3 protein-coding genes are annotated in these 3,796 nt (G+C 57.0%); all 3 read right to left on the bottom strand.

Annotation, left to right across the window (positions count from 1 at the left end):
* Positions 1-330 precede the first annotated feature (330 nt).
* Complete coding sequence (locus tag PI87_RS27900) at positions 331-1,389, bottom strand: hypothetical protein (protein WP_039601005.1); 1,059 nt, start codon at positions 1,387-1,389, stop codon at positions 331-333.
* A complete protein-coding gene (locus tag PI87_RS27895; RefSeq protein WP_039601004.1) occupies positions 1,386-2,963 on the bottom strand; it encodes a hypothetical protein in 1,578 nt (525 codons plus the stop codon). The genes PI87_RS27900 and PI87_RS27895 overlap by 4 nt, the downstream gene beginning before the upstream one ends.
* Positions 2,960-3,796 (bottom strand): DUF2345 domain-containing protein (locus PI87_RS27890; protein WP_039601003.1); only part of this gene is annotated, 837 nt, incomplete at its 5' end. The genes PI87_RS27895 and PI87_RS27890, both read right to left, overlap by 4 nt.

Below are 3,796 nucleotides of genomic sequence, written 5' to 3'. Positions count from 1 at the left end.
TGAAAACGAGGCAGGGTCAAGCCTCGTGGGGTTGGAGCTTTCAGGCCCAAATGCCGAGCGCTGAGGTGCAAGCGCGGCTCTTTTTGCTCCAAGCGCGACGCAAATAGCTCGACATGTCGGATCTTGCGGATTTCAATTCCGAACTCTTGGTATCGAATGAGAGGGTTAGGGCCCCATGTGCGCCGCCGCGAGGCTCGATGTTTCGAGCATCGTGCCTCGAATGCCGACCCAAGCATCCAGATGCCGAGCGTTGAGCCTCAAGCGCGGCGCTCAAACGGCGGCGCTTCCATCATCAGGCGCGCGGCGCCCTGCGCCTGTGCTCGCGTCTTGCTATAGCTTCGGATCAGACTGATCGCTATCCCATTGCCAGATGGTCGAACCGTAGTCTGATACGACTTCGGGCATCGGCGTCCCTTGTTGGAAATAGCGCCGAGAGCCGGATTTTGCAGGCGTTATCCAGTAGCCACTCTTCGGACATGCTTGTCCTGCTGCACAACGCAGATGCAACGTGTCTGCGGGCGTGGCTTGGGCAGTGGATTGTGATACGAAGTACCAAGTTGTATCCACTGCTTTTGTTTCTGTCAGCGAGAACGATCGCTCTTCCACATCGTCATCGTCAGGCATCGGGAAGTCGGCCCAAACGTCGATTGGTTGGCCCCAATACACCTGATATGCAGGCTGCATTGGATGGCCTTGGACGCAGAATGCGAGGCTGAAGTCGTTAGCGCCGTCTAGCCATTGTTTGGGAACCCATACGCCGGTGCGCGGGCAGGGAGTGCCCGGGCTTACGTGCTGACCAATGTCAACAGGATGCTTGGGGAACGAGCTTGGCACCGACATGATTCGGTACTCTTCTGCAGATCCGATTGCGCCGCCGGAGTCGCCCACGTGACTGTCATCCCGATCAAGATAGACTTGATTGCTTCCAATTGAGCCCCGGTCTAACCAAAGTCTTCCGCCTGTTTCGTTATTGCGCAAGGTTTCGCTTCCAGTGCCGCAAGCATAACTTAGGCGTTGGAAGGCTTGATCCCATTGCTTGCGTTGCTCCTCACTCATCCAACCCAGTGGTTGCTCGAGGAGCCCTCGATAGTCCGCTGCGGGCGCACCCAGGAAATCAATCATTGGCATGTAGTCGCCGCCGTTCTTGATGAACCCGATGCCACGTCGAATGTTTTCAGCATGCGTCAGATAGCGCGACACCCAGTAGTCAAGCCGCGCTGTGCCGTGGAGTCCATGCCCGGTGATAAACCGGTTGTAGAGTTCCGCGAATTCCTCGCACAGACGGGCGCACAGCTCGTAGTACTCAATGGACGTGGTTTGATAGAGAAACCACGCATCCTGATCGAGGTTGCGCGGAACGTCGTAGGGTTTCAGTTTTTCTTCACTCATTGAATGTCGTCGGGCAAAGAAACAATGATGCCCTTGGCTTCTTGTTGGTTCCAGTCTGCAAAGCCCCACCCGGTTTCGTAGGGCCCTTTCACATGAGGATCCGTGGCTTTGTCACGTAGGGGCGCTGTCACTTTTCTTCCGGTGACATCTTCCCATTCGACCCGGGTGTCGAATTCACCGGATTTACGGCCGGGCACAGCTTGCCCAGTTTCGTGATCGATACGCGGCCGCGTCGCCGCAAACTTGTCTGCTGACGGGTAAAATACGATCTGATCGGTGCCGCCTGCGAGATGATAGGGTGTGCCTTCCAGCTTTTGCGAGGCGGCTGGGCCTTTCCATGCCGCGAGCGTTTCTCCAGCAGGAATTTCATAAACGACGTACTGGCCGTTCTGATTCCATTCTGGTTTGACGGCCAGTTTCTCCCGCCACTCTGCACGGCTCTTCAGACTGTTGAAGGTCTTTTCGTCCACCCAGAAAATACCGCCAGCGGCGTTGGTTGGATCAACCACCCGGTAAAGCTTGGCGGGGCCTTTGATTTGCATCGGCACAAGTTTGCCTTTCTCAAAGGTCTGGATTACACCAGCATCGAGCTTTGGCGGAGTCGGTTGGCCTGCGTTGCGAAGCTTCTCAATTTTTGCATCAAATTCTTTCTGGATCACCTCAGCTTCTTTCTGTGTCGGCGCTGGATGCGGAAGCTTGTCCCCCAACCGCACCCACTTGGGCGGATGCTTGTTCATCAACTGCGCTGCGCCTTGCTCACTCATTGGCGCAATCCAACCTTTGTTGTGGGTTTGGGTGAACGCGATCCAAGCATGATCGTCTAGCCGCTTGGCCGTCACATTGAGAATCGTGCGAATTGGCGCGGTGAACTGCTCAAGCTTTGACGCCATGCTCTGCTTGTTCTTGCGCAGAAAGTCCAAAAAGTCGTTGAGCTTCTCGCGTGTCGAGGCGGGGACGATCAGCTTCAGGCGGCTAAGAAGCTTGTCGATCTTATCGGCAGCTTCCAGAAACTGTGCGCGAAGTCTCGATCCATTGACCTTCTCCGCCAGCTCCGTAATCTTCTTCGAGCAGAATTTGAAGATGTCGGGCACGCCTTCTTTGGTCGCCCACTTGACGACTTTCGAGTTGCTGAGGAATTCCGCGATCTTCGGTAATGCCGCGTCGAGGGCTAGGTTGGTAGCCCGTCCGAGCTTGGTTGCATCAAGCAGGTCCTCAGCGCGGTGGAGATATTTCCGGATATAGACGAAGGCGATCTTGACCACGCCCTTAATGACGGAGCCAATCTCCGGGAAGAAGCCGACGATGGTCAGAGCGATGAAGAACAGGATCAGCTTGTTATTGGGGTCCTTCCGATACGCCCGGATATTGGCGCATAGGTCACGGATGTCGCAGATCGTATCGACGATGGGGATCAATGAAATCACCATGTCGGCAGCAATCTGACCGGCGGAGCGATCCTCCTGGAAGTCACCCTGTACAGCCTCCCAGAGCCACAATCCGACGCCTTTCTCTTCTGGCTTGGCTTGGCCATGCACCATGGCCCACGCTTCTTCGGTTTGCTGCTGAGTGCTCATACAGTGGTGTTCGTTTGGTCTTGTTGCTGCTTCGCTTCCTCTTCTTTGATCAGAGGCTCGGTTGCGGCAAGCAGGTCATCGAGGGTAGGGCGTGGAACGTCCTTTGCGGCAGGGTTGTTCTTGTAGGTCAGCGTTGCCTCTCCCCAGGGAACGGCTTCCTCGCGCTGTTCTGCTACTCCGTTCAGTTTTCCGGTGCGTTTGGTGCCATCGGTAAAGGCCAGTTCGTACTCGATATTCTTCATCGGCTGACCTTCATAGCCTAGCAAGGTCATTTCGATCCAGTTGGGCGCGTTGGCGGATGTTGGCAACGCAGGCACCTCAGCCGCCTGCCCCCCCGGCCCAATCAACGGATGCCCCGCCCCCTTCACCGACAACAACCCCGACGTCTCAAACGTAATCGCATTCCCCTCCAGCCGGATCATCGAATCCCCGCCGTGCAGCACGACGTTCTGCTGCGCGAGGATCTCCACCGAATCCGCAGAGGAGGTGACGGTGACAGCCTTATCCGCCAGCACGGCCAGCGCATCGGTATGCGCCTGAATCGACACCGGCCCACCTTCAGCAATCGCACGAATGCCATTGCGCTGGGCAAACAGGCTTACGCCCTTGGCGGCTGCGGCGGCCACGACGTTGCCCGCAGCGAGGTGCCAATCGGCCTGCGCGGTGCCATGCAAATGGCGGCCCGCGTAAACCGTGGTGGTGGCCTGAGATGTCAGCGCAATGCTGGAGGGCGACTCCGCCACCAGCAGCGGTTGCCCGAACTTGTCGACGGGTTGCTGCGTGTCTTGGCCGTTGACGTTGCTGGCGTAATGCCCGTATTGCGATGGGTCGAG

The organism is Ralstonia sp. A12 (assembly GCF_000801955.1).
In the GTDB taxonomy this organism is placed as follows: Bacteria; Pseudomonadota; Gammaproteobacteria; order Burkholderiales; family Burkholderiaceae; genus Ralstonia.
The sequence above is the reverse complement of the archived record's forward strand: the minus strand, read 5'-3'. Positions and strand labels throughout refer to the sequence as shown.

Excerpts from the sequence above, each read along its gene's own strand:
- PI87_RS27895 (WP_039601004.1), bottom strand. The coding sequence starts at position 2,963 with ATGAGCACTCAGCAGCAAACCGAAGAAGCGTGGGCCATGGTGCATGGC.
- PI87_RS27900 (WP_039601005.1), bottom strand. The coding sequence starts at position 1,389 with ATGAGTGAAGAAAAACTGAAACCCTACGACGTTCCGCGCAACCTCGAT.